The organism is Aeromonas allosaccharophila, from assembly GCF_000819685.1.
Lineage (GTDB): Bacteria > Pseudomonadota > Gammaproteobacteria > Enterobacterales > Aeromonadaceae > Aeromonas > Aeromonas allosaccharophila.
Window position 1 is genome coordinate 1 of record NZ_CDBR01000040.1, and the last position, 21,116, is coordinate 21,116.

Below are 21,116 nucleotides of genomic sequence, written 5' to 3' on the forward strand. Positions count from 1 at the left end.
CATTCATGCTCTTACCCTGGATGATCAGTGTGAGTATGGGAAAATTACTCATAGTGGATTGCATGGTCATTCGTACTAACAGTCGCAAGAGAATTTACGCCCCTTTTGACTTGGATGGCTTCTCAGATTTTTCGAATAAAATAGATGCAAGGTTAATGAATAACAAAGCCCGTAGGTCGATTAGCGAAGCGTAATCGGACGTTCACGATAGAAATATTTCGTGATAGTGCCAGTTGCCTTCAGAGACCGACTTTCACGCTGTCTCATTTTTCACCTGTATCTTTGCTGGCGTAACACATCCCAAGGAGATTTATGAAGCCAGACTTAACCGGCACTCGGATTGTACTGCGCACCATTGGCCCGCAGGATGCTGCCGATCTGTTCGAGATTTATGGCAATCCGCTGACCATGGAGTTTGCCTCTGATCCCTGCTTTACCTCTCCCGCCATGGTGGCGCAGATGATGGCGAGCGTGGTGCGGCTGGAGCAAACGGGTGAGTCGCTGGAGTGGGCGATTGTCGAGCGGGAGGGCAACAAGGTGATCGGCACCTGCGGCCTGCACAGTTTCAGCGAGGCGGGCCGCTGCTGCGAGGTGGGCTGTCTGCTTAATGCGGCCTATTGGCGCAGAGGGTTTATGTCGGAGGCGCTCGGATTGCTGTTCGCCCACGCCAGCACGCTGGGAGTCACCCGCCTCACCGCAGATATCGATGCAGATAACGTCCGCTCTATCGCCCTGTTTGAAAAACTGGGCTTCAAGGCGCATGCAGGGCGCTATCAGCGCATGCTCCCCTTTGTCTGACCCGAGACCAGAGACTCAACGCCCTCGCCTCTCAGGCCGTTATGGCAAGGATCAGACATAAAAAAACCGGAACCCAAGGGTTCCGGTTTTTTTCATTCCAGCCGAGGCTGGCAAACCAGCAAATTAAGCCTGGTTTTTAACTTCTTTCAGACCGCGGAAAGGAGCTTTGGCACCCAGAGCTTCTTCGATACGGATCAGCTGGTTGTACTTGGCAACACGGTCAGAACGGCTCATGGAACCGGTCTTGATCTGGCCAGCAGCGGTACCAACAGCCAGGTCGGCGATGGTCGCGTCTTCGGTCTCACCGGAGCGGTGGGAGATGACGGCAGTGTAGCCAGCGTCTTTGGCCATCTTGATGGCAGCCAGAGTTTCGGTCAGGGAACCGATCTGGTTGAACTTGATCAGGATGGAGTTGGCAACGCCGTTGTCGATACCACGCTTCAGGATCTTGGTGTTGGTTACGAACAGGTCGTCACCCACGATCTGGATTTTCTTGCCCAGTTCAGCAGTCTGGTAAGCAAAACCGTCCCAGTCAGATTCGTCCAGGCCATCTTCGATGGAGACGATCGGGAACTTGGTGGTCAGGTCAGCCAGGTAGTCAGAGAACTCGTTGGAGGTGAAGATACGACCTTCGCCTTTCAGGTTGTACTCTTTCTTCTCTGCGTCGTAGAACTCGGAAGCAGCACAGTCCATCGCCAGAGTGATGTCGGTGCCCAGCTTGTAACCGGCAGCAGCAACGGCTTCAGCGATCACTTCCAGCGCTTCGGCGTTGGATTTCAGGTTAGGAGCGAAACCACCTTCGTCACCGACTGCAGTGTTGTAGCCCTTGGACTTCAGCACTTTGGCCAGGTTGTGGAACACTTCAGCGCCCATGCGGACAGCTTCTTTCAGGGTCTTGGCGCCAACCGGCTGGATCATGAACTCCTGGATGTCGACGTTGTTGTCGGCGTGCTCACCACCGTTGATGATGTTCATCATCGGCAGCGGCATGGAGTAAACACCAGCAGTGCCATTCAGCTCGGCGATGTGGGCGTACAGCGGCATGCCTTTGGCAGCAGCAGCAGCTTTGGCGTTAGCCAGGGAAACAGCCAGAATGGCGTTGGCGCCGAACTTGGATTTGTTCTCGGTACCGTCGAGGTCGATCATGATCTGGTCAACAGTGGCCTGGTCCTTGGCATCTTTACCCAGCAGAGCTTGAGCGATCGGGCCGTTTACGGCTTCGAGGGCTTTCAGCACGCCTTTACCCAGGAAACGGCTCTTGTCGCCGTCACGCAGTTCCAGCGCTTCGCGGGAACCGGTAGACGCGCCAGACGGAGCGGCTGCCATACCAACAAAACCACCTTCCAGGTGAACTTCGGCCTCAACGGTCGGGTTACCACGGGAGTCGATGATTTCACGACCGATCACTTTAACGATCTTGGACATGTGTATTTCCTCAGGTTTCGTAAAAAAACAACAAAAATATGCCAAAAAAAGCGGCTGTGGCACAGGCCCCAACCGCATTTATTTTAAATTACTTCAAATTACGCTTCTGATACTCGCCTGCCGCCTTCACAAAACCGGCAAACAGAGCGTGGCCATCACGGGGAGTTGAGGTGAACTCCGGGTGGAACTGCGCGGCCACGAACCAGGGGTGATCCGGGATCTCGATGATTTCCACCAACTTCTTGTCGGCGGAGAGACCGGTCACTTTCAGACCTGCCGCTTCAATCTGCGGCAGCAGCTTGTTGTTTACTTCGTAACGGTGACGGTGACGCTCGTAAATGGTCGGGCTGCCGTACATCTGACGCACCTTGGAATCTTCGACCAGGTGGCAGAGCTGGGAACCCAGACGCATGGTACCGCCCAGATCAGACTTCTCGGTACGGGTCTCGACGTTGCCTTCTTCATCCACCCACTCGGTGATGAGGCCGACGACCGGATACGCGCAATCTTTCTTGAATTCGGAGGAGTGAGCCCCTGCCATGCCCGCGACGTTGCGAGCGAATTCGATCATGGCAACCTGCATGCCGAGGCAGATACCCAGGTAAGGGATCTTGTTCTCGCGGGCATACTGGGCAGCCAGGATTTTGCCTTCCACGCCACGCTCACCGAAGCCACCCGGTACCAGGATCGCATCCAGACCTTCCAGAAGCTCGGAGCCACGGGTCTCGATGTCCTGGGAGTCGATGTACTTGATGTTGACGGAAAGACGAGTCTTCAGACCACCGTGCTTGAGTGCTTCGTTGACGGACTTGTAGGCATCCGGCAGGGATACGTACTTGCCGACCATACCGATGGTCACTTCTGCAGTCGGGTTGGCCTCTTCGAAGACAACCTGTTCCCACTCGGACAGATCGGCTTCTTTGCACTCCAGACCGAAACGCTCGGTGAAGTAGGAGTCCAGATTCTGGGATTTCAGCAGTGCCGGGATCTTGTAGATGGAGTCGACGTCTTTCATGGAGATGACGGCGCGCTCGGGCACGTTGCAGAACAGGGCGATCTTGGCGCGCTCGTTGGCCGGAATGGCACGGTCGGAGCGGCAGATCAGCACATCCGGCTGGATACCGATGGAGAGCAGCTCTTTGACGGAGTGCTGGGTCGGCTTGGTCTTCACTTCACCGGCAGCAGCCAGGTAAGGAACCAGCGTCAGGTGCATGAACATGGCGTTGTTGCGGCCCACTTCGGCAGCCAGCTGACGAATGGCTTCGAGGAACGGCAGGGACTCGATGTCACCCACAGTACCGCCCACTTCGACGATGGCAACCTGATGGCCTTCGGCACCGGCAATCACCCGCTCTTTGATGGCGTTGGTGATGTGCGGAATAACCTGAATGGTGGCGCCCAGATAGTCACCACGACGCTCTTTACGCAGTACGTCGGCGTAGATACGGCCGGTGGTAAAGTTGTTGCGACGGGTCATCTTGGTGCGGATGAAACGCTCGTAGTGGCCCAAATCCAGATCGGTTTCGGCCCCGTCCTCGGTTACGAACACTTCACCATGCTGGGTCGGGCTCATGGTGCCCGGATCCACGTTGATGTACGGGTCCAGTTTCATGATGGTCACATCCAGACCACGGGCTTCCAGAATGGCTGCCAGAGAAGCTGCGGCAATGCCTTTGCCGAGGGATGAAACAACGCCACCAGTAACAAAAATATATTTGGTCGTCATGCTGAACCTGAAAGAAGTTTAGGGAATTTTAAGGGGTGCTTCGGGGATGAAGCAGGACGGGGAAACAGTATACCAAAAACCCCTCTCCCAAACAATGAGCAAAAATCTATCAGGCTCACCGCCCCCCCATCTTGCGCCAAATCAACTTTGCTCGATTTCCTTGGCCCGATCCCAGGCTGCATCGAGCTTTTCGAGGGTGCAATCGGTCATTTTCAAGCCTTCTGCGGCGATAAACTGCTCAACCTGACGAAAACGACGTTCGAACTTGGCGTTGGCGCCCCGCAGCACCTGCTCCGGATCCTTGCCCAGATGACGCACCAGATTGACGGTGGCAAACAGCAGGTCGCCGAGCTCGTCGCTCACCCGCGCCTCGTCCACATCGGCCATCAGCGCCTCTTCCATTACCTCGTCGATCTCTTCGTGGATCTTGTCCACCACCGGCCCCAGCGTCTTCCAGTCAAAACCGACGGTGGCGCAGCGTTTCTGAATTTTGGCGGCGCGGGTCAGGGCCGGCAGCGCCTGCGGGATATCGTCCAGCACGCTCTCTTGATCGAGGGCTGCCCGCTCCTTGGCTTTTTCAGCCTCCCAGTTCGCTTTTACCGCCTGCTCGTTGGAAAGGTCTGCATCGGAAAACACATGGGGATGGCGGCGAATCAGTTTTTCGCTCACCGTGTCGACGATATCGGCAAAGTCGAACAAGCCCCGCTCTTTACCCAACTGGGCGTAAAACACCACCTGAAACAGCAGATCCCCCAGCTCCCCTTTCAACCCCTGCCAATCCTCGGTCTCGATGGCATCGGCCACCTCGTAGGCCTCTTCCAGGGTGTGCGGCACTATGCTCTGGAAGTCCTGTTTCAGATCCCAGGGACAGCCGTTTTGCGGATCGCGCAGACGAGACATGATGTCGAGCAGCTGAGAGAGGTCGTAACGTTGAGACATGGGATATTCGCTTGTTGATTCGTTCAAAAAGGGTCGGAAATGCAGACCGGCCACTGGGGCCGGTCGGTTCGATAGTTACAGCCGCTTGGCGCTGATCACGTCGTTAAGCTGACTGAGCTTGGCCAACGCCCGGTTGAAGGCGTTGATGTTGTAAATCTCCAGCTCCATGTCGATCTCGGCGGTCTGCTCGCGCACGTTGGAGCGCGAGCGCACCCCCATCACATTGATCTTTTCGTTGGCCAACACGGTGGTGATGTCGCGCAGCAAGCCGGAGCGATCGTTGGAGATAATCCGGATGGTGAGGCCGTAGCCACCGGAGTAGTTTTCCCCCCACACCGCATCGATCAGCCGCTCCGGATTGCGCCGTGACAGCTCCTTGAGCTGCTCGCAATCTTCCCGGTGGATCGAGACGCCACGCCCCATGGTGATGAAGCCCTGAATGGAGTCTCCCGGGATCGGCTGACAGCAGCGGGCGATATGGGTCATCAGGTTGCCGACCCCTTCCACTACTATGTGATCCTTGGGCTTGTGGCGCATCGGCGCATTGGCCTTCTGCTCCAGTTTCTCCAGCAGGCGACGATCTTCCTCTTCCGCCGTCGGCTTGTTGTAGCAGGTGTCGAGATAGTTGAGCACCTGGTTGATGCGGATATCGCCGCTGCCGATACCGGCCAGCAGATCGTCGGTGCTCTCCAGATTGAAGCGGCGCAGCATGTTGCCCTTGTCGATCTTGGACATGCTGAGGTTGTGGCGATCCAGCTCCTTCTCGAACAGCTCGCGACCGGCCACGATATTCTTGTCCCGATCCAGCTTTCTGAACCAGGTGGCCACCTTGGCCCGCGCCCGGCTGGAGCGCAGGAAGCCGGAGTTGGGGTTCATCCAGTCGCGGCTCGGGTTCGGCTCTTTCTGGGTGATCACCTCCACCTGATCGCCGGTCTGCAGCGCGTAGGTAAACGGCACGATGCGACCGTCGATCTTGGCGCCGATGCAGCGGTGGCCGATCATGCTGTGGACGTGATAGGCAAAGTCGAGCGGGGTGGCACCCGCCGGCAGGTCGATCACATCCCCTTTCGGGGTGAATACGTAGACCCGGTCCTCGAACACCTGACTGCGCAGATCCTCGAGCAGGGAGCCGCTCTCGGAGAGATCCTCCTGCCAGGCGAGCAGCTTGCGCAGCCACTCGATCTTGTCTTCGAAGGTGTTGGCCTTGCCGCCAGCCTGCGCTCCTTCCTTGTAGCGCCAGTGCGCCGCGACGCCGAGCTCGGCATCCTGATGCATCTGATCGGTACGGATCTGGATTTCGACGGTCTTGCCCTCGGGCCCCACCACTACGGTGTGAATCGACTGATAGCCGTTGGGTTTGGGGTTGGCGACATAGTCGTCAAACTCGCGGGGAATGTGGTGGAACTGGGTATGCACGATACCGAGCGCCGCATAGCAATCCTGCAGCCGCTTGGTCACTACCCGCACTGCGCGCACGTCGAACAACTCGTTGAATTCGAGGTGCTTCTTCTGCATCTTGCGCCAGATGCTGTAGATATGTTTCGGACGGCCATAAACCTCCGCTTCCACCCCGGCCTCTTTCAGGCCATTACGCAGAGATTGCACGAACTCGCGGATGTAGCGCTCCCGATCGAGCCGCTTTTCATCGAGCTGTTTGGCGATCTGCTTGTAGGTATCCGGGTGCAGGTAACGGAAGGCGAGATCTTCCAGCTCCCACTTGAGCTGGCCGATGCCGAGGCGGTTGGCGAGCGGCGCATAGATGTTGGTGATCTCCTGGGCCATCAGCACCCGGGTCTCTTCATCTGCCGTCTTTGCCTCGCGCAGGCAGGCAATTCGCTCCGCTAGCTTGATCACCACGGCGCGCACATCCTCGACCATGGCGAGCAGCATGCGGCGCACGTTGTCGACCTGCTCCGGCGAGGTTTCGCTGCGATGGAGGGTCTGCAGGGAGCGGATGGCCTCCATCTCCAGCACCCCCTCCACCAGCTTGGCGATCTTGGAGCCGAAGTCTTCGTCCATCCGCTCCTGGCTGATGAGACCGGCTTCGACGAAGGGGTAGATGATGGCGGCCTTGAGGGTACCGATATCCATGCTGAGCATCTGCAGGATGCCCACCATTTCGATGCCGCGCACCAGCAACTTGCTGGTCAGCGCCTCGTCACCGAGCGTCAGACAGTACTGGTAAACGGTTCGCAGCTGATCCTTGTCACTGTCACTCAAGGAGAGCGAGCCGACCCACTCCTCCAGGGTGAAGTTGTCTTTCAAATGAATATCGCGAACCGCAACCATGGTATCAATCCTTTAAATTATCGGGCCGAAAGCTGTCACTTTCTCCCTCTCATGAGATTGCCTCAAATGGGGATATCCGGCGCGCTTTTCAAGGCATATTGTCCAGAAAGACAATAGAGCGCGCCAACAGGCCCTGCCGAACGACGAGGGTCTAGATTACCCCAATCACATCTGATCAAACAGCCGGATGACCTATCCGGCATCGCCAAACTGATGAGTCATTTACTCCCGTTCAAACAGCACCATGAATTCCAGATGACCGCTGCTACGGAACATCTGGATACCCCACAGCCTAGATCCGTTCAAACAGCGCCATAGACTCCAGATGACCGCTGCTACGGAATATCTGGATACCCCACAGCCTAGATCCGTTCAAACAGCGCCATGGACTCCAGATGGCCGGTGTGAGGGAACATGTCGAGCATGCCGAGGCGTACCAGACGGTAACCCCCTTTCACCAGAACCTGACTGTCCCGCGCCAGGGTGACCGGGTTACAGGAGACGTAGACCACCCGCTTGGGTGAAAGTTTCACGACGTGCCCCATCACTTCCAGCGCGCCGGGGCGAGCCGGATCCAGCAGCACCAGATCAAACCCTTCCCGCGCCCAGGACATGCCGACGATGTCATCGCTCAGGTCGGCCTTGTAGAAACGGGCATTGCTGATGCCGTTGCGACGGGCGTTCTCTTCGGCCCGTTGCACCATCGCCAGTTCACCTTCCACTCCCACCACTTCGCGAGCCTGACGGGCCAGCGGCAGGGTGAAGTTGCCGATACCGCAGAAGAGATCGAGCACCTTGTCATCTTTGCTCGCCCCGAGCCATGTCAGCGCCTGCTCCACCATGCTCTGGTTGATGGGGCCGTTGACCTGAATAAAATCACCGGGGGCAAATGCAAGAGACAGGCCATCCAGCGAGTAGGATGGGGAAAATTGTTGCTGCAGCGCTTCGATGCGTTCATCAGCCGCCTGCAGATAGAGGTCGATCCCCTGCGCTTTGGCAAACTCCACCAGCAGGGCGCGATCCGCCTCATTGGGGCGGCCGGTGTGGCGCAGCAGCATCATGATCCCCTGCTCGGCCTGAATCAGCTCGGCATGGCCCAGCTCGCGCTGGCTCTTGAGGCGATTGAGGCACTCACGCAGTGCAGGGATCAGCGCAGAGAGCGGCTCAGCCAGCACCGGGCAACCGTCAATCTCCACCAGATCGTTGCTGTTGCGGCGGCGGAAACCGACCCGGGTGCAGCGACCGTTCTTGTCAAATTTGATGGCCAGGCGACAGACCCGGCGGTAGGCGCGATCTTCACCGGTCAGTACCGGCTCCAGTGCTGGCGCCTTGATGTTGCCCAACCGCTCGAACAGGCTGACCAGCCCGGCCGCCTTGGCCGCTTGCTGATCGGCAACCGACATGTGCTGGGCACTGCAACCACCGCACTCGCGGTAGTGGCTGCAGAAGGGGGCGATGCGGTTGGCCGCCGGGGTCACCACCTGTTGCAAGGCGGCGTGACCATACTGTTTTTTCTCTTCGGTGATGCGCGCCTTGACGGTCTCGCCGGGCAGCGCCCCTTCGACGAAGATCGCCTTGCCCTGATGGCGACCGATACCGACGCAGTGGTGATCGAGGGTGTCTATCGTAAATTCAATGCGTTGGAGCTGGGTGGACTTCTTTTGGGGCTTGAAAAACTGGGCCATAAAACTTGGTGCCTATAGGTGGCTATGTCATGATTGTGGAATCTGCTGCCGGGTATTGTCCCACAAGAATAATAGTATGACCAAATACGGCCTGAGAGCCCGTGCATTGCCATCAACCCTATCGCCAACCCTGTTCACTGGTGGCCTGTTCGTATGACCAAATATGGCCTGAGAGCACGCGTTCTCGCCTTCACCATCCTGCCGACCCTGATCATCGGTGGCCTGATGGCCGGTTACTTCACTTTCCACCGCTACCAGCAGCTGGAAAACAACCTCATTGATCAGGGGATCAACATCATCGAACCGCTGGCGATCGCCAGTGAATATGGCATGACCCAGCACAGTCGCGAATCCCTCAAGCGGCTGATTGGCCTGACCCATCGCAAGAACTCCCCCTTCATCAAGTCCATCGCGGTCTTCACCCAGGACAACCAGCTGTTCGTCACCTCGAACTACCACCGGGATTTCACCCGGCTCAGACTGCCCGATGGCGAGCCGATTCCGGATCTGACCAGCGTGACGTTTCAGGGGGACGACATCATTTTGCGTACCCCGATCCAGGCCGAAACCAGCCTCGATGGCTTCCCGCTGCCCAGCGATGTAGAGCCGCCGATGATCGGCTACATCTCGATGCAGATGGCGACCGATCGGGCCATGCTGCTGCAGTACCGCGACACCTTCTTTGCGGTGATCATGGTGCTCATCGGGGTCGCCTTCAGTACCCTGTTTGGCTTCCGTCTGGTCAAGAGCGTGACCCAGCCCATCACCAACATGGTGCAGGCGGTGCACAAGATCAGGGAGGGGCGACTCGATACCCGGGTCAGCGGCGAGCTGACCGGCGAGCTGGATATGCTGAAAAACGGCATCAACGCCATGGCCAAGGCGCTCTCCGAATATCACGAAGAGATGCAGCAGAATATCGATCAGGCCACCTCGGATTTACGCGAAACGCTGGAGCAGATCGAGATCCAGAACGTCGAGCTCGACATGGCCAAGAAACGGGCGCAAGAGGCGGCGCGGGTCAAGTCGGAGTTTCTCGCCAACATGTCCCACGAGCTGCGCACGCCGCTAAACGGCGTCATCGGTTTTACCCGCCAGCTGCTGAAAACCAGCCTGACCCCGAGCCAGACAGACTACATGCAGACCATCGAGAAGTCGGCGCGCAACCTGCTTGGCATCATCAACGACATCCTCGACTTCTCGAAGCTGGAGGCGGGCAAGCTGCAGCTGGAGCATATCCCGTTCAGCCTGCGCGACACCCTCAACGAAACCATGCACCTGCTCGGCCCCAGCGCCCACGACAAGCAACTGGAGCTCTCCCTGCGGGTAGATGCCGACGTGCCGGACTCCCTCACCGGCGACCCCATGCGGCTGCAGCAGGTGCTGACCAACCTCGCCGGCAACGCCATCAAGTTCACCGAGCAGGGCAACGTGGATGTCCATATCGAGCAGATAGGCAGCGGCAACCACAAGGTGAGACTCAACATCCGGATCCGCGATACCGGTATCGGCATCTCGCAAGAGCAGCAGCGCCAACTGTTCCAGGCCTTCAATCAGGCCGACTCCTCCATCTCCCGCCGTTATGGCGGCACCGGTCTTGGCCTGGTCATTACCCAGAAGCTGGTGCAGCAGATGGGCGGCCAGATCCGCTTCGAGTCGGAGCTGGACAAGGGCTCGATCTTCTCGTTCAGTCTCGATGTGGAGGTATCGCCCCTGCCCCAGAGCGATCAACTGCCGCTGGATCGGATCCGTGGCAAACGGCTCTGGCTGCTGGAACCGGATCCCTTCGCCCAAGCCTCCCTGCTCGCCCTGCTGGCGGAGTGGCAGCTCGACGTGCAGCCACTGACCAGCGATGACCCCTGGCCAGAAATGAGCGAGCAGGAGATGGTGATCATCGGCAGCAGCACCCTGCATACGCCACAGCAGGTGATCGGCCGCCTCGACAGCCTGAGCGGCCAGCAGCAGAACACCATAGTGCTGCTCAGCAGCCACGAGCCGGCGCTCTACGAGGCGATGCTGGCCCACGGCGCCCAGCACTGCCTCTCCAAACCGGTCAACCACCGCAAGCTGCTGCACGCCCTGCTCTCGCCCGAGGCGAGCCGCCAGAAGCTGCCCGCGCAGCCTGCGCCGCGCCAGTTGCAACCGATCAAGGTGCTGGCGGTGGATGACAACGCCGCCAACCTCAAGCTGATCGCCGCCATGCTCAAGGAGATGGTGAGTCAGGTGGTGGTGTGCAAAAACGGCAAGGAGGCGGTCAAGCAGGCCCAGAGCCAGCCGTTCGACATCATATTCATGGATATCCAGATGCCGATCATGGATGGCATCAGCGCCACCCAGGCGATCCGCTACCAGTCACTCAACACCACCACCCCGATTGTGGCGGTGACCGCCCACGCCATCCCCGGCGAGCGTGAGCGCCTGATCCGCCAGGGGATGGACGACTATCTGGCCAAGCCCATCGACGAGACCATGTTGGCCCAGCTCATCACCGACTTTGCCTATCGCCGCCACCAGAATGACGGTGCCCAGAAGATAGACTGGGCGCTGGCGGTGCGTCAGGCGGCGGGCAAAGAGGATCTCGCCAAAGAGATGCTGACCATGCTGCTGGCCAGTTTCGACGAGGTCGAGCCGGTGCTGGATAGCGCACTGGCGGGCGAAATTGAAGATAGCGAGGTGCTGGCCCAGCTCCATCGCCTCAACGGTGGCTGTGCCTATTCCGGGGTGCCGGGGCTGCAACGGCTGCTCTCCCAGCTGGAGCAACAGCTGCGCGACGGCGTTCCGGTCAGCGAGCTGGAACCCGAGTTGCTGGAGCTGCAAGATGCGCTGGAACTGGTGCGCCAGGAGGCGCCCCGTTATCTCGATAAGGCTTGATGAGCTTGACCCGAACTGTACCGGCCCCCGCTTTTTCTGACGCGAGGGCCGCCAGATGGTAAAGTTGCGCCGTTTACACAGGAGTCAGCATGACCAACAACGATATTCTGCGCCGTCTGCGCTATGCCCTCACCATCAGCAACGACGAGATGGTCGAGATGTTTGCCAAGGGCAACCTGACGGTCACTCACGCCCAGCTGCACAGCTGGTTGATGAAAGAGGCGGCGGAAGGTGAAGAGCAAGAGGCAGGCTATGTCGCCTGTCCCGACTCGGCCCTGAGCCAGTTCCTCGATGGCTTCATCATCGCACGCCGTGGCGTGCGGGAAGATGCCCCGGCCCAGGTGATCCCGAACCGGATCAACAACAACATGATCCTGCGCAAGCTGCGCATCGGCCTCAACTACAAGGAAGAGGACATGCTCGGCACGCTCAAGCTCGCCGACTTCAACCTCTCCAAGTCCGAGCTCAGTGCCCTGTTCCGCTCCAAGGATCACAAGCACTATCAGGATTGCGGGGATCAGATCCTGCGCAACTTCCTGATTGGCCTCACTGCCAAGTACCGCAGCTAACCAGCAGCGCGACTGACCGGGCAGGGCCTTCGACATGTGCCAGCGACTCACTCCCCCCACGCTCAGCAGCCTGGCTGTCGCAGGGGGATGGCGCTGGCGCTGTCTTCTTCCTCTCTTCTTTCTGCCACTAGTTCTGCTGCTGGGTGGTTGTACTCCGTCCGAGTACCAGCTCTCTGCCCGCTATCAGAGCGCCAACCAGAACGAGCGGATCGCCTTTCTGATCCTCCACTACACCGACGAAGACGATGCCAACTCCCTGCGCCTGCTGACCGAGCCGGAGCACAAGGTGAGCGCCCACTACCTGATCCCCCGCGACAGCCGCGAGACCCCGCTACCGGTCTATCAGCTGGTGCCGGACAGTGCGCGCGCCTGGCATGCAGGGCGCAGCCGCTGGCACCAATATGCCGGGCTCAATGCCAGCTCCCTTGGCATCGAGATCGTCAACCTCGGCTATCCAGCGGAAGATGAGTCGTTGGCCCCCGATGCCCGCCGCTGGCAACCCTATACCCCGCAGCAGATTGCCGCCGTCGGCGCCCTCAGTCGGGAGCTGGTCGCCCGCTACCGCATTCCACCGACCCAGGTGCTGGGCCACAGCGATGTCGCCCCCGAGCGCAAGCAGGATCCCGGCCCCCACTTCCCCTGGCGTCAGCTTTATTTGACGTACGGGGTCGGCGCCTGGCCCGATGAAGATCGGGTGGCTGCTCTCCTGGCCAGCCCCTTGCCCGACTGGGATGCGGCCATGTGGCAACAGCAACTGGCCCGCTATGGCTACGGCCTGCCCCAGAGCGGCCAGTGGGATGAGCAGAGCCGCGCCGTCATGCGCGCCTTTCAGCTCCACTTTCGCGCCAGCAAGGTCGATAGCGAAGCGGACCGCGAGTGTCAGGCCATCCTGATGGCGCTGCTCGAAAAATATTTCCCCTAATCCTCATCCATTGCCCCCGCTGCTGCGTACTGTTTGATAGCCGTTAGCTATCAAACAGTTAGGCACAAGCAATTGTCCCTGCAATTTGCAAGGCGTTATTCTGACTGCGTTCCGAAAGATAATTTAAAACCGATGTCCAAATCTGGAGGTGAATGATGAAAAGCCCGATTGGTCTTGATACTGCTCAATCACAAGCCCTGGCAGCCGAGTTGAACAAATTGCTGGCCAGCTACCAGATCCTCTACATGAACGTGCGCGGCTTCCACTGGAATATCCGTGGCAACCAGTTCTTCGAACTGCACCTGAAATTTGAAGAGATTTACAACGACCTGCTGCTCAAAGTCGATGCGCTGGCCGAGCGGATCCTGACGCTGGACGGGGTGCCGATGCACAGCTTCAGCGACTACCTGAAAGTCTCTGCCATCCACGAGCAGAAAGGGCTGCACGATGGCCGCGCCTGTGTCGAATCACTGCTGGAGAGCTTCCGCGAACTGCTGGTCGCCCAGCGCCGCATTCTGGGTCAGGCCGCCGAAGCCGGTGATGAGGGCACCGCCTCCATCCTCTCCGACTATGTGCAGCAGCAGGAAAAACTGGTCTGGATGTTGCGAGCTTATCTGGCCTGATCGTGAACCAAGCCGGCTATACGCACGTATGAAGGCTTGATGAAGTACCGGGCCGGGGGCACCTGACCTGACTCGGCCCAACCCGCTTGATTGTTATGTTCTGTTGCAAACCTGAGTTGTCTCTCCTTTTATCCACCCGCTTGCCGCCCTGTTTGGGCGGCTTTTTTTATTTTTGATCTGCATCAAGGGAACCTTAATTGGCAAATTGAATGCCTATTAAGTTTTTCACGAGGGGAATAGAATCGCCACAAAACAAACAACTGAAATGTCCAATTAGGAGAGACATGATGTTTTGTGTGCAATGTGAACAGACAATTCGTACCCCGGCTGGCAACGGCTGTGCCTACGCACAAGGTATGTGCGGTAAGACGGCGGAAACCTCGGATCTGCAAGATGTGCTGATCTATACCCTGCAGGGACTCAGCGCCTGGGCGCTGGCCGCCCGCGAGCAGGGCATCATCGACCGCGAGATCGATGCCTTCGTGCCCAAGGCCTTCTTCGCCACCCTCACCAACGTCAACTTCGACTCGAATCGCATCGTGGCCTACGTCAATCAGGCCCTCGCTTATCGCCAGCAGTTGGCCGATCGTCTGGCCGCCATGGCAGTGCTGGTGAACGATTTGCCGCAGTCCGCTTACTTCGAGCCCGGCGCCGAGCTGCTAGAACAGCTCGCCCATGCTGCGCCAGCCGCCCCCAATCGGGGCAAGAGCGAGGTGAACGAAGATATCATGGGGCTGCGCCTGCTCTGCCTCTACGGCCTCAAGGGCGCCGCCGCCTATATGGAGCACGCTCGGGTGCTGGATCAGCAGAGTGACGAGGTGGCCGCCGAATTCCACCGCATCATGAGCTGGCTCAGCACAGACCCGAGCGAAATGGGTCGGCTGTTTAACTGCGCCATGGAGATCGGTCAGCTCAACTTCAAAATCATGGAGATGCTGGATCTGGGTGAAACCAGCGCCTTCGGCCATCCTGAACCCACCCAGGTACGCGTCACCCCCATCCCCGGCAAGTGCATTCTGGTCTCCGGCCACGACATGATGGATCTCAAGCTCATTCTGGAGCAGACCATGGGCACCGGCATCCATGTCTACACCCACGGCGAGATGCTGCCCGCGCTGGCTTACCCCTTCTTCAAACAGTACCCCCATCTGGTGGGCAACTACGGCTCCGCCTGGCAGAATCAGCAGAAGGAGTTTGCCAACTTCCCGGGCGCCGTGGTGATGACCTCCAACTGCATCATCGACCCGAACGTGGGCAACTACAGTGACCGCATCTTCACCCGTTCCATCGTCGGCTGGCCGGGCGTCACTCATCTGGAGGGAGATGATTTCTCCGCCGTGATTGCCAAGGCACTGGCACTCGATGGCTTCAAGCACACCGAGCTCGAACACTTCATCACCATCGGCTTTGCCCGCAACGCCCTGATGCAGGCCGCACCCGCGGTGATTGAGAAGGTAAAAGCCGGGGAGATCAGCCACTTCTTCCTGGTGGGTGGCTGTGACGGCGACAAGGCCGAGCGAGCCTATTTCACCGAGTTTGCCAAGGCTGCGCCACGCGACAGCCTGCTGCTCACCCTGGGCTGCGGCAAGTACAAGTTCAACAAGCTCGACTTTGGCGACATCGGCGGTATTCCGCGCCTGCTGGACGTGGGCCAGTGCAACGATGCCTACTCTGCCATCCAGCTGGCACTGGCGCTCTCCGAGGCGTTCGAGTGCGGGGTCAACGATCTGCCGCTGACGCTGGTGCTCTCCTGGTTCGAGCAGAAAGCCATCGTCATTCTGCTCACCCTGCTCTCCCTCGGGGTGAAAGACATTCGTACTGGCCCGACCGCCCCCGCCTTCCTCACCCCGGCCCTGCTCAAGGTGCTGGAGGAGCAGTTTGGCCTGAAAGGGACCACCACGGCCGAGGCTGACTTGGCCGAGATCCTGGCGGCCTGATCGGCATCTCATGTTGTAAGCGTTTGGCGAGCCGCCCGGCTCGCCTTTTTTCTGGCCTCGGCTTTTTCATCAGACGTTTTTCAAACCGTTTCAAACATAAGGAGCCTTGTGATGACCTCTCTCACGCTCACCTGCATTGGCCGCCAACAGAACACCCGCGACGTAGTGAGCTGGCAGCTGGCGCCGCTTTCTGGCAGCCTCCCTCCCGTACTGGCTGGCCAGTGCATCACCCTGCACACCGAAATTGACGGCAAGCCATACAGCCGCGCCTACACCCTCTCCTCCAGCCCGCAAGATTCGTGCTGGCAGGTCACCATCAAGGATGTGGGGCTAGTCTCCCACCATCTGCACCAGACCTTGCAAGTGGGAGACAAGATCCGGGCTGATGGCCCGTTCGGCGATTTCAACCTGACCGCCCTGCCCTGCGAGCGGCCGCTGCTCTTGAGCGCTGGTTCCGGCATCACCCCCATGTGGGCCATGCTGCGGGACGAGCTTGCCAAACGGCCGGACGCCGATATCCGCTTTATTCACAGCGCCCGCTCGCCAGCAGATGTGATCTTCGCAGACGACTTGGCTGCGCTGACTGAGGCACATATCGGGCTACGTCATGCATTCGTGCTGGAGCAAGCACCGGCTGACCATCCTTGGATTGGCCGACTCACCCCCGCCATGTTGGCCGAACTGGCCCCTGACCTGCACGAGCGCCATGTCTATCTCTGCGGCCCAACCCCCTATATGGCGGCTATCAGCACCATGCTGGCGGAGCTGGGATTGCCACTGGAGCAGTTGCATCAGGAGTCCTTTGGTCTTCCCCCCGCAGAGCCAGCCGCGACCACCAACGACCACTTCTGGCTGACCCTGAAAAAGAGCGGCAAGAAAGTGAAAATTTTGCCGGGCCAGACCCTGCTGGCGGCGCTGGAAGCGGCAGGTGAAACCATGATGGCAGCTTGTCGCGCAGGCGTATGTGGCAGCTGCCGGTGCTCTACCGAGGGCAATATCGAGCGCCAGAGCGTGATGACATTGAATGCACAGGATCTGGCGAACGGCGTGGCACTGGCCTGCTCCTGCACTGCACAGGGGGATATCAGCCTCGATTTTTAAGGCGTGGCGAAGATTTATTTGAGGTGTGGTGAAGGCGTCATCGGTATCCCAACCTTTTCCCAAGTAGGCAGGGGCGCTAGACTCTGCCCCCAGTTTCACCAGAACACGGGATAAAAAAATGACAATACTGGTCACAGGGGGCGCCGGCTATATCGGCTCCCACACCCTGGTTGAGCTGCTCGGCACGGGGCAGCAGGTCGTGGTACTCGACAACCTCTCCAACTCCTCACCGGAGTCACTCAAGCGGGTAGAGCAGATCACCGGCAAGCCGGTCACCTTCGTCGAAGGGGATGTGCTGGACAGAGCCTGTCTGCAGCAGCTGTTTGCCAACCACCAGATCGAATCGGTGATCCACTTCGCGGGCCTCAAGGCGGTGGGCGAGTCAAGCCAGATCCCGCTCACCTACTACCAGAACAACATCAGCGGCACTCTGGTGCTGTGCGAGGAGATGGCCAAGGCGGGCGTGTTCCGGCTGGTGTTCAGCTCCTCGGCTACCGTCTATGGCGATCCCGCCTCGGTACCGCTGCGGGAAGATTTCCCCACCAGCGCCACCAACCCCTACGGCCGCTCCAAGCTGATGGTGGAAGAGATCCTGCGCGACGTGTCAAAGTCCGATCCCCGCTGGGCCATCGTGCTGCTGCGTTACTTCAACCCGGTCGGCGCCCACGAGAGCGGCCTGATTGGTGAAGATCCCAACGGCATCCCCAACAACCTGCTGCCCTATATCAGCCAGGTGGGTGTCGGCAAGCTCAAGGAGCTGGGGGTATTTGGCAACGACTACCCGACGCCAGACGGGACCGGCGTGCGCGACTACATCCATGTGGTGGACTTGGCCATCGGCCACCTGAAAGCACTGGCGCGCATCAAGAGCGACACCGGCGTCTTCACCTACAATCTGGGCACCGGTCAGGGTTACTCGGTACTGGAGATGGTCAAGGCGTTCGAGGCCGCCAGCGGCCGCCCCATTCCCTACCAGATCAAACCCCGTCGCCCGGGCGACATCGCCGAGTGCTGGGCAGAGCCGACGCTGGCCCGTGCCGAGCTGGGCTGGCAGGCAGAGCGTGGTCTGGAGCAGATGATGGTCGATACCTGGCGCTGGCAAAGCAACAACCCGAACGGCTATCAAGGCTGATGCTCTAGCGGGCTGATAACAAAACGCCCCGACATCAAGATGTCGGGGCGTTTTATTTTGCGGTGCTCAATCAGTGGGTCTGGCAGTGGGTCTGGCTGCGCAGCAACGGCAATGGCGAGAGATAGGGAACGATTCGCGCGATCAGCCGATCCGCCAGCGGGGTCAGCAGTAACCAGGGCAGGCAGAGGGTCGCCAGCCCCAGCGCGCCGACATAGACATCGGTAAACCAGTGAGCGCCCGCCAGAATGCGCGGCGCGGAAAAGATCGGCACCATCAGCAATGCACTGACACCGGCCCAGCGCGGCAGATAACGCAAGGCGTAACCGGCGAAGATCATCAGGAACAGGGCGTGATCCCCCGGGAAGCTATCGCCGGAAGAGTCCTTGGTCTGGATCGCACTGAGATGGGTGACTCGCAAGGCGTCGCTCACCATCAGAGTCGGGCTGGGTCGCTCCACCGGCAGTAGATGACCAAGCTGATTGATCGCCAGCGCACTCAGCAGCATCACAATGCCCATCGCCACCAGCTGACGACGACCAGCAATATCACGGGCGAAGAAGCAGCGGGCCAGGATCAGTCCCATGCAGGCCAATACCGCCAGATCGAACAGCCGATTATTGGTGATGGCCACCAGATCGGTCCACAACGGCGACTGCCCGAGCCAGCCGTTAACGGTATGAAAAATCGCGAGGTCCCACTGATCCCAGGGACCATGAGCGGGCAGCGCAGCCCAACTGATGGCCACCAGACCACCGACCAGATAGCAAAGCAGGAACTTGCCCATGGGGACTCTCCGTTGGAAAAGGGCGATATGGTAAAACTGTAGGGTGCGTCACAAAACCGAAGAATTGTAAGAAAGTGCGACACAAAATCAAGCCTCAAATAAAGCCCATCACCCCATTCCAGTTTCGCACACCCTAACAACGTCAAGATTTCTGCCTCCAGTGCCGCATCTGTGGGTCTCTCACCATGAGTGCGGCTTGTGCCACCACCGCAACACCCCCTAGAATGCGCACTTCCCTTTACTGCGAAAGGAAGCGGTATGCATATTCACATTCTCGGGATCTGCGGCACCTTTATGGGTGGTCTGGCGGTGTTGGCAAAACAGCTTGGTTACCGGGTGACCGGTTCGGATGCCAACGTCTATCCCCCCATGAGTACCCAGCTCGAGCAACAGGGCATCGAACTGACCGAAGGCTATGACCCCTCCCAACTCGATCCGGCGCCGGATCTGGTGGTGATCGGTAACGCCATGAGCCGCGGCAACCCCTGTGTTGAATATGTGCTGGACCGCAATCTGCCCTATATCTCCGGCCCCCAGTGGCTACTGGAGCATGTGCTGCAGGATCGCTGGGTACTGGCCGTTGCCGGCACCCACGGCAAGACCACCACCGCCAGCATGCTGGCCTGGGTGCTGGAGTACGCCAAGCTGGAGCCCGGTTTCCTTATTGGCGGCGTGCCAGGCAACTTCCCGGTCTCCGCCCGCTTGGGCTCCGCCCCCTTCTTCGTGATCGAAGCGGACGAGTATGACTGCGCCTTCTTCGACAAGCGTTCCAAGTTCGTCCACTACCACCCGCGCACTCTGGTGATGAACAACCTGGAGTTCGACCACGCGGACATCTTCCCGGATCTCGCCGCCATCCAGCGCCAGTTCCATCACCTGATGCGCACCGTGCCGAGCAATGGCCGAGTGCTGTTCCCGCAAGCCGATGACAACCTCACGGCCGTGCGCAAGATGGGCTGCTGGAGCGAAGTGGAGCTGGTGGGTCAGGACGACGCCAAGTGGAAGGCGGTCAAGCTGGCCGATGACGGCTCCGCCTTCGAGGTGTGGCTGGATGGCGAAAAGCAGGGCGAGGTGCACTGGGAGTGCATCGGCGAGCACAACGTCAACAACGGTCTGATGGCCATCGCTGCCGCCCGCCATGCCGGTGTCATGGTGGAGCACGGCATCGCAGCGCTCTGCCAGTTCAAATCCCCCAAGCGGCGGATGGAGCTCAAGGGCGAGGTGGCGGGCATCAGCGTCTATGACGACTTTGCCCACCACCCCACCGCCATCGAGACCACCCTCGGCGGTCTGCGCGCCAAGGTAGGCGGCTCACGTATTCTGGCGGTGCTGGAGCCTCGCTCCAACACCATGAAGCTGGGGGTTCACAAGGAGGAGCTGGCAGGCTGCTTCGATGGCGCCGATGAGGTGTTCTTCTTCCAGCCGCCCAACATCGGCTGGGATCTCGGCGAGGTGACCGCCCACATGACCCGACCCGCCAAGGTGTTCAACGATCTGGAGACCCTGATCAACCGGCTGGTGGCCGAGAGCCGCGATGGCGACCATATTCTGATCATGAGCAACGGCGGCTTCGGCGGTATTCATGACAAGCTGATCGCCCGCCTCAAGGATTACCACGGCGAACTATGAACAAAGCGATCACCCTGGCGCTGACCGGTGCCTCCGGCGCCCCCTACGCCCTGCGCCTGCTCCAGTGTCTGGTGCAGGCAGACTATCGGGTCTACCTGCTCGCCTCCTCGGCGGCACGGGTGGTACTCAAGACCGAGCAGCAGCAGGAGTGGCCCGGCTCGCCGAAAGAGCTCTCTGCCTATCTCTGCCGCCAATATGGCGCCAAGGAGGGGCAGATTGTGGCTTGCGGCAAGGAGGAGTGGTTCTCGCCGGTGGCCTCCGGCTCGGCGGCACCGAAACAGATGGTGGTCTGCCCCTGCTCCATGGGCACCGTCTCGGCCATTGCCAACGGCACCTCGGACAACCTGCTGGAGCGGGCGGCGGATGTGGTGATCAAGGAGCGCGGCCAGCTGATCCTGGTGCCCCGCGAAACCCCCTTCTCGGCGATCCATCTGGAGAACATGCTGAAACTGGCGCGGCTCGGGGTGACCATCATGCCTGCCGCGCCCGGTTTCTATCATGAGCCGAAAAGTATCGAGGATCTGGTGGACTTTATGGTCGCCCGCATCCTCGATCATCTGGGTGTCGAGCATGAGCTGACCCGCCGCTGGGGCTATGGCCACGGCTGAGCAGGCCAGACAAACCGGATAAAAAAGGCTATGTCCCAATTACGTGTTGAAAGGCTAATCTTGAAGTAGGCCATCACC

Annotated in this window: 16 protein-coding genes and 1 pseudogene; 11 read left to right on the plus strand and 6 right to left on the minus strand. The window is 59.4% G+C overall.

Annotated elements, in window-relative coordinates:
* A pseudogene (locus BN1115_RS22660) lies at positions 1-194 on the plus strand (hypothetical protein); the annotation flags it as partial.
* Positions 195-312: 118 nt separating this feature from the next.
* The gene (locus BN1115_RS08265) at positions 313-798 is read left to right on the plus strand and encodes a GNAT family N-acetyltransferase (RefSeq protein WP_042656786.1); all 486 of its coding nucleotides are present in this window, start codon (positions 313-315) and stop codon (positions 796-798) included.
* Positions 799-921: 123 nt separating this feature from the next.
* Here the strand turns inward: BN1115_RS08265 and eno are convergent, their stop codons facing one another.
* The 5 genes from eno to rlmD form a co-directional block, all read right to left on the minus strand.
* Positions 922-2,223, minus strand: a complete 1,302-nt coding sequence (gene eno / locus BN1115_RS08270) for a phosphopyruvate hydratase (protein ID WP_042063085.1) — start codon at positions 2,221-2,223, stop codon at positions 922-924.
* Between the two features lie 88 nt (positions 2,224-2,311).
* Positions 2,312-3,949, minus strand: a complete 1,638-nt coding sequence (gene pyrG, locus BN1115_RS08275; protein WP_042656787.1) for a glutamine hydrolyzing CTP synthase — start codon at positions 3,947-3,949, stop codon at positions 2,312-2,314.
* 141 nt (positions 3,950-4,090) lie between these two features.
* Positions 4,091-4,888 carry a nucleoside triphosphate pyrophosphohydrolase gene (gene mazG, locus BN1115_RS08280; protein WP_042656788.1) on the minus strand — a complete coding sequence of 266 codons (798 nt, stop codon included), beginning with the start codon at positions 4,886-4,888 and terminating at the stop codon, positions 4,091-4,093.
* 75 nt (positions 4,889-4,963) lie between these two features.
* On the minus strand, positions 4,964-7,177 hold the full coding sequence (gene relA, locus BN1115_RS08285; RefSeq protein ID WP_042063087.1) for a GTP diphosphokinase: 2,214 nt from the start codon (positions 7,175-7,177) through the stop codon (positions 4,964-4,966).
* Between the two features lie 362 nt (positions 7,178-7,539).
* Positions 7,540-8,862: a 23S rRNA (uracil(1939)-C(5))-methyltransferase RlmD gene (gene rlmD, locus BN1115_RS08290; protein WP_042656789.1), complete on the minus strand. Its 1,323-nt coding sequence runs from the start codon at positions 8,860-8,862 to the stop codon at positions 7,540-7,542.
* A 153-nt stretch (positions 8,863-9,015) separates the two neighbouring features.
* On the opposite strand from rlmD, the gene barA reads away from it, so the two are divergent.
* From barA to galE, 7 genes are all read left to right on the plus strand, one after another.
* On the plus strand, positions 9,016-11,733 hold the full coding sequence (gene barA / locus BN1115_RS08295) for a two-component sensor histidine kinase BarA (protein ID WP_042656790.1): 2,718 nt from the start codon (positions 9,016-9,018) through the stop codon (positions 11,731-11,733).
* Positions 11,734-11,822: 89 nt separating this feature from the next.
* Positions 11,823-12,302, plus strand: a complete 480-nt coding sequence (locus BN1115_RS08300; protein ID WP_042063090.1) for a YehS family protein — start codon at positions 11,823-11,825, stop codon at positions 12,300-12,302.
* 34 nt (positions 12,303-12,336) lie between these two features.
* Positions 12,337-13,224, plus strand: coding sequence for an N-acetylmuramoyl-L-alanine amidase (locus tag BN1115_RS08305; RefSeq protein ID WP_042656791.1), 888 nt, complete (start codon positions 12,337-12,339; stop codon positions 13,222-13,224).
* Between the two features lie 155 nt (positions 13,225-13,379).
* Positions 13,380-13,847 carry a Dps family protein gene (locus BN1115_RS08310; RefSeq protein WP_042656792.1) on the plus strand — a complete coding sequence of 156 codons (468 nt, stop codon included), beginning with the start codon at positions 13,380-13,382 and terminating at the stop codon, positions 13,845-13,847.
* A gap of 287 nt (positions 13,848-14,134) precedes the next feature.
* Positions 14,135-15,784, plus strand: coding sequence for a hydroxylamine reductase (gene hcp, locus BN1115_RS08315; RefSeq protein ID WP_042656793.1), 1,650 nt, complete (start codon positions 14,135-14,137; stop codon positions 15,782-15,784).
* Between the two features lie 111 nt (positions 15,785-15,895).
* A complete protein-coding gene (locus BN1115_RS08320) occupies positions 15,896-16,885 on the plus strand; it encodes an FAD-binding oxidoreductase (protein ID WP_042656794.1) in 990 nt (329 codons plus the stop codon).
* Between the two features lie 118 nt (positions 16,886-17,003).
* Positions 17,004-18,017, plus strand: coding sequence for a UDP-glucose 4-epimerase GalE (galE, locus tag BN1115_RS08325; RefSeq protein WP_042656795.1), 1,014 nt, complete (start codon positions 17,004-17,006; stop codon positions 18,015-18,017).
* A 70-nt stretch (positions 18,018-18,087) separates the two neighbouring features.
* Here galE and BN1115_RS08330 read toward each other — a convergent pair whose 3' ends face one another.
* Entirely contained in the window at positions 18,088-18,801 is a 714-nt protein-coding gene (locus tag BN1115_RS08330) for a phosphatase PAP2 family protein (RefSeq protein WP_042656796.1), read from the minus strand.
* Positions 18,802-19,059: 258 nt separating this feature from the next.
* Between BN1115_RS08330 and mpl the strand changes: the two genes are divergently transcribed.
* Both mpl and BN1115_RS08340 read left to right on the plus strand, forming a co-directional pair.
* The gene (gene mpl / locus BN1115_RS08335; protein ID WP_042063094.1) at positions 19,060-20,430 is read left to right on the plus strand and encodes a UDP-N-acetylmuramate:L-alanyl-gamma-D-glutamyl-meso-diaminopimelate ligase; all 1,371 of its coding nucleotides are present in this window, start codon (positions 19,060-19,062) and stop codon (positions 20,428-20,430) included.
* Complete coding sequence (locus BN1115_RS08340; protein ID WP_042656797.1) at positions 20,427-21,038, plus strand: flavin prenyltransferase UbiX; 612 nt, start codon at positions 20,427-20,429, stop codon at positions 21,036-21,038. Before mpl ends, BN1115_RS08340 begins: the two co-directional genes overlap by 4 nt.
* Positions 21,039-21,116: the final 78 nt, after the last annotated feature.

Excerpts from the sequence above, each read along its gene's own strand:
- BN1115_RS08340 (WP_042656797.1), top strand. The coding sequence starts at position 20,427 with ATGAACAAAGCGATCACCCTGGCGCTGACCGGTGCCTCCGGCGCCCCC.
- BN1115_RS08320 (WP_042656794.1), top strand. The coding sequence starts at position 15,896 with ATGACCTCTCTCACGCTCACCTGCATTGGCCGCCAACAGAACACCCGC.
- BN1115_RS08330 (WP_042656796.1), bottom strand. The coding sequence starts at position 18,801 with ATGGGCAAGTTCCTGCTTTGCTATCTGGTCGGTGGTCTGGTGGCCATC.
- pyrG (WP_042656787.1), bottom strand. The coding sequence starts at position 3,949 with ATGACGACCAAATATATTTTTGTTACTGGTGGCGTTGTTTCATCCCTC.
- eno (WP_042063085.1), bottom strand. The coding sequence starts at position 2,223 with ATGTCCAAGATCGTTAAAGTGATCGGTCGTGAAATCATCGACTCCCGT.
- rlmD (WP_042656789.1), bottom strand. The coding sequence starts at position 8,862 with ATGGCCCAGTTTTTCAAGCCCCAAAAGAAGTCCACCCAGCTCCAACGC.
- hcp (WP_042656793.1), top strand. The coding sequence starts at position 14,135 with ATGTTTTGTGTGCAATGTGAACAGACAATTCGTACCCCGGCTGGCAAC.
- barA (WP_042656790.1), top strand. The coding sequence starts at position 9,016 with ATGACCAAATATGGCCTGAGAGCACGCGTTCTCGCCTTCACCATCCTG.
- galE (WP_042656795.1), top strand. The coding sequence starts at position 17,004 with ATGACAATACTGGTCACAGGGGGCGCCGGCTATATCGGCTCCCACACC.
- BN1115_RS08300 (WP_042063090.1), top strand. The coding sequence starts at position 11,823 with ATGACCAACAACGATATTCTGCGCCGTCTGCGCTATGCCCTCACCATC.
- mpl (WP_042063094.1), top strand. The coding sequence starts at position 19,060 with ATGCATATTCACATTCTCGGGATCTGCGGCACCTTTATGGGTGGTCTG.
- relA (WP_042063087.1), bottom strand. The coding sequence starts at position 7,177 with ATGGTTGCGGTTCGCGATATTCATTTGAAAGACAACTTCACCCTGGAG.
- BN1115_RS08265 (WP_042656786.1), top strand. The coding sequence starts at position 313 with ATGAAGCCAGACTTAACCGGCACTCGGATTGTACTGCGCACCATTGGC.
- mazG (WP_042656788.1), bottom strand. The coding sequence starts at position 4,888 with ATGTCTCAACGTTACGACCTCTCTCAGCTGCTCGACATCATGTCTCGT.
- BN1115_RS08305 (WP_042656791.1), top strand. The coding sequence starts at position 12,337 with ATGTGCCAGCGACTCACTCCCCCCACGCTCAGCAGCCTGGCTGTCGCA.
- BN1115_RS08310 (WP_042656792.1), top strand. The coding sequence starts at position 13,380 with ATGAAAAGCCCGATTGGTCTTGATACTGCTCAATCACAAGCCCTGGCA.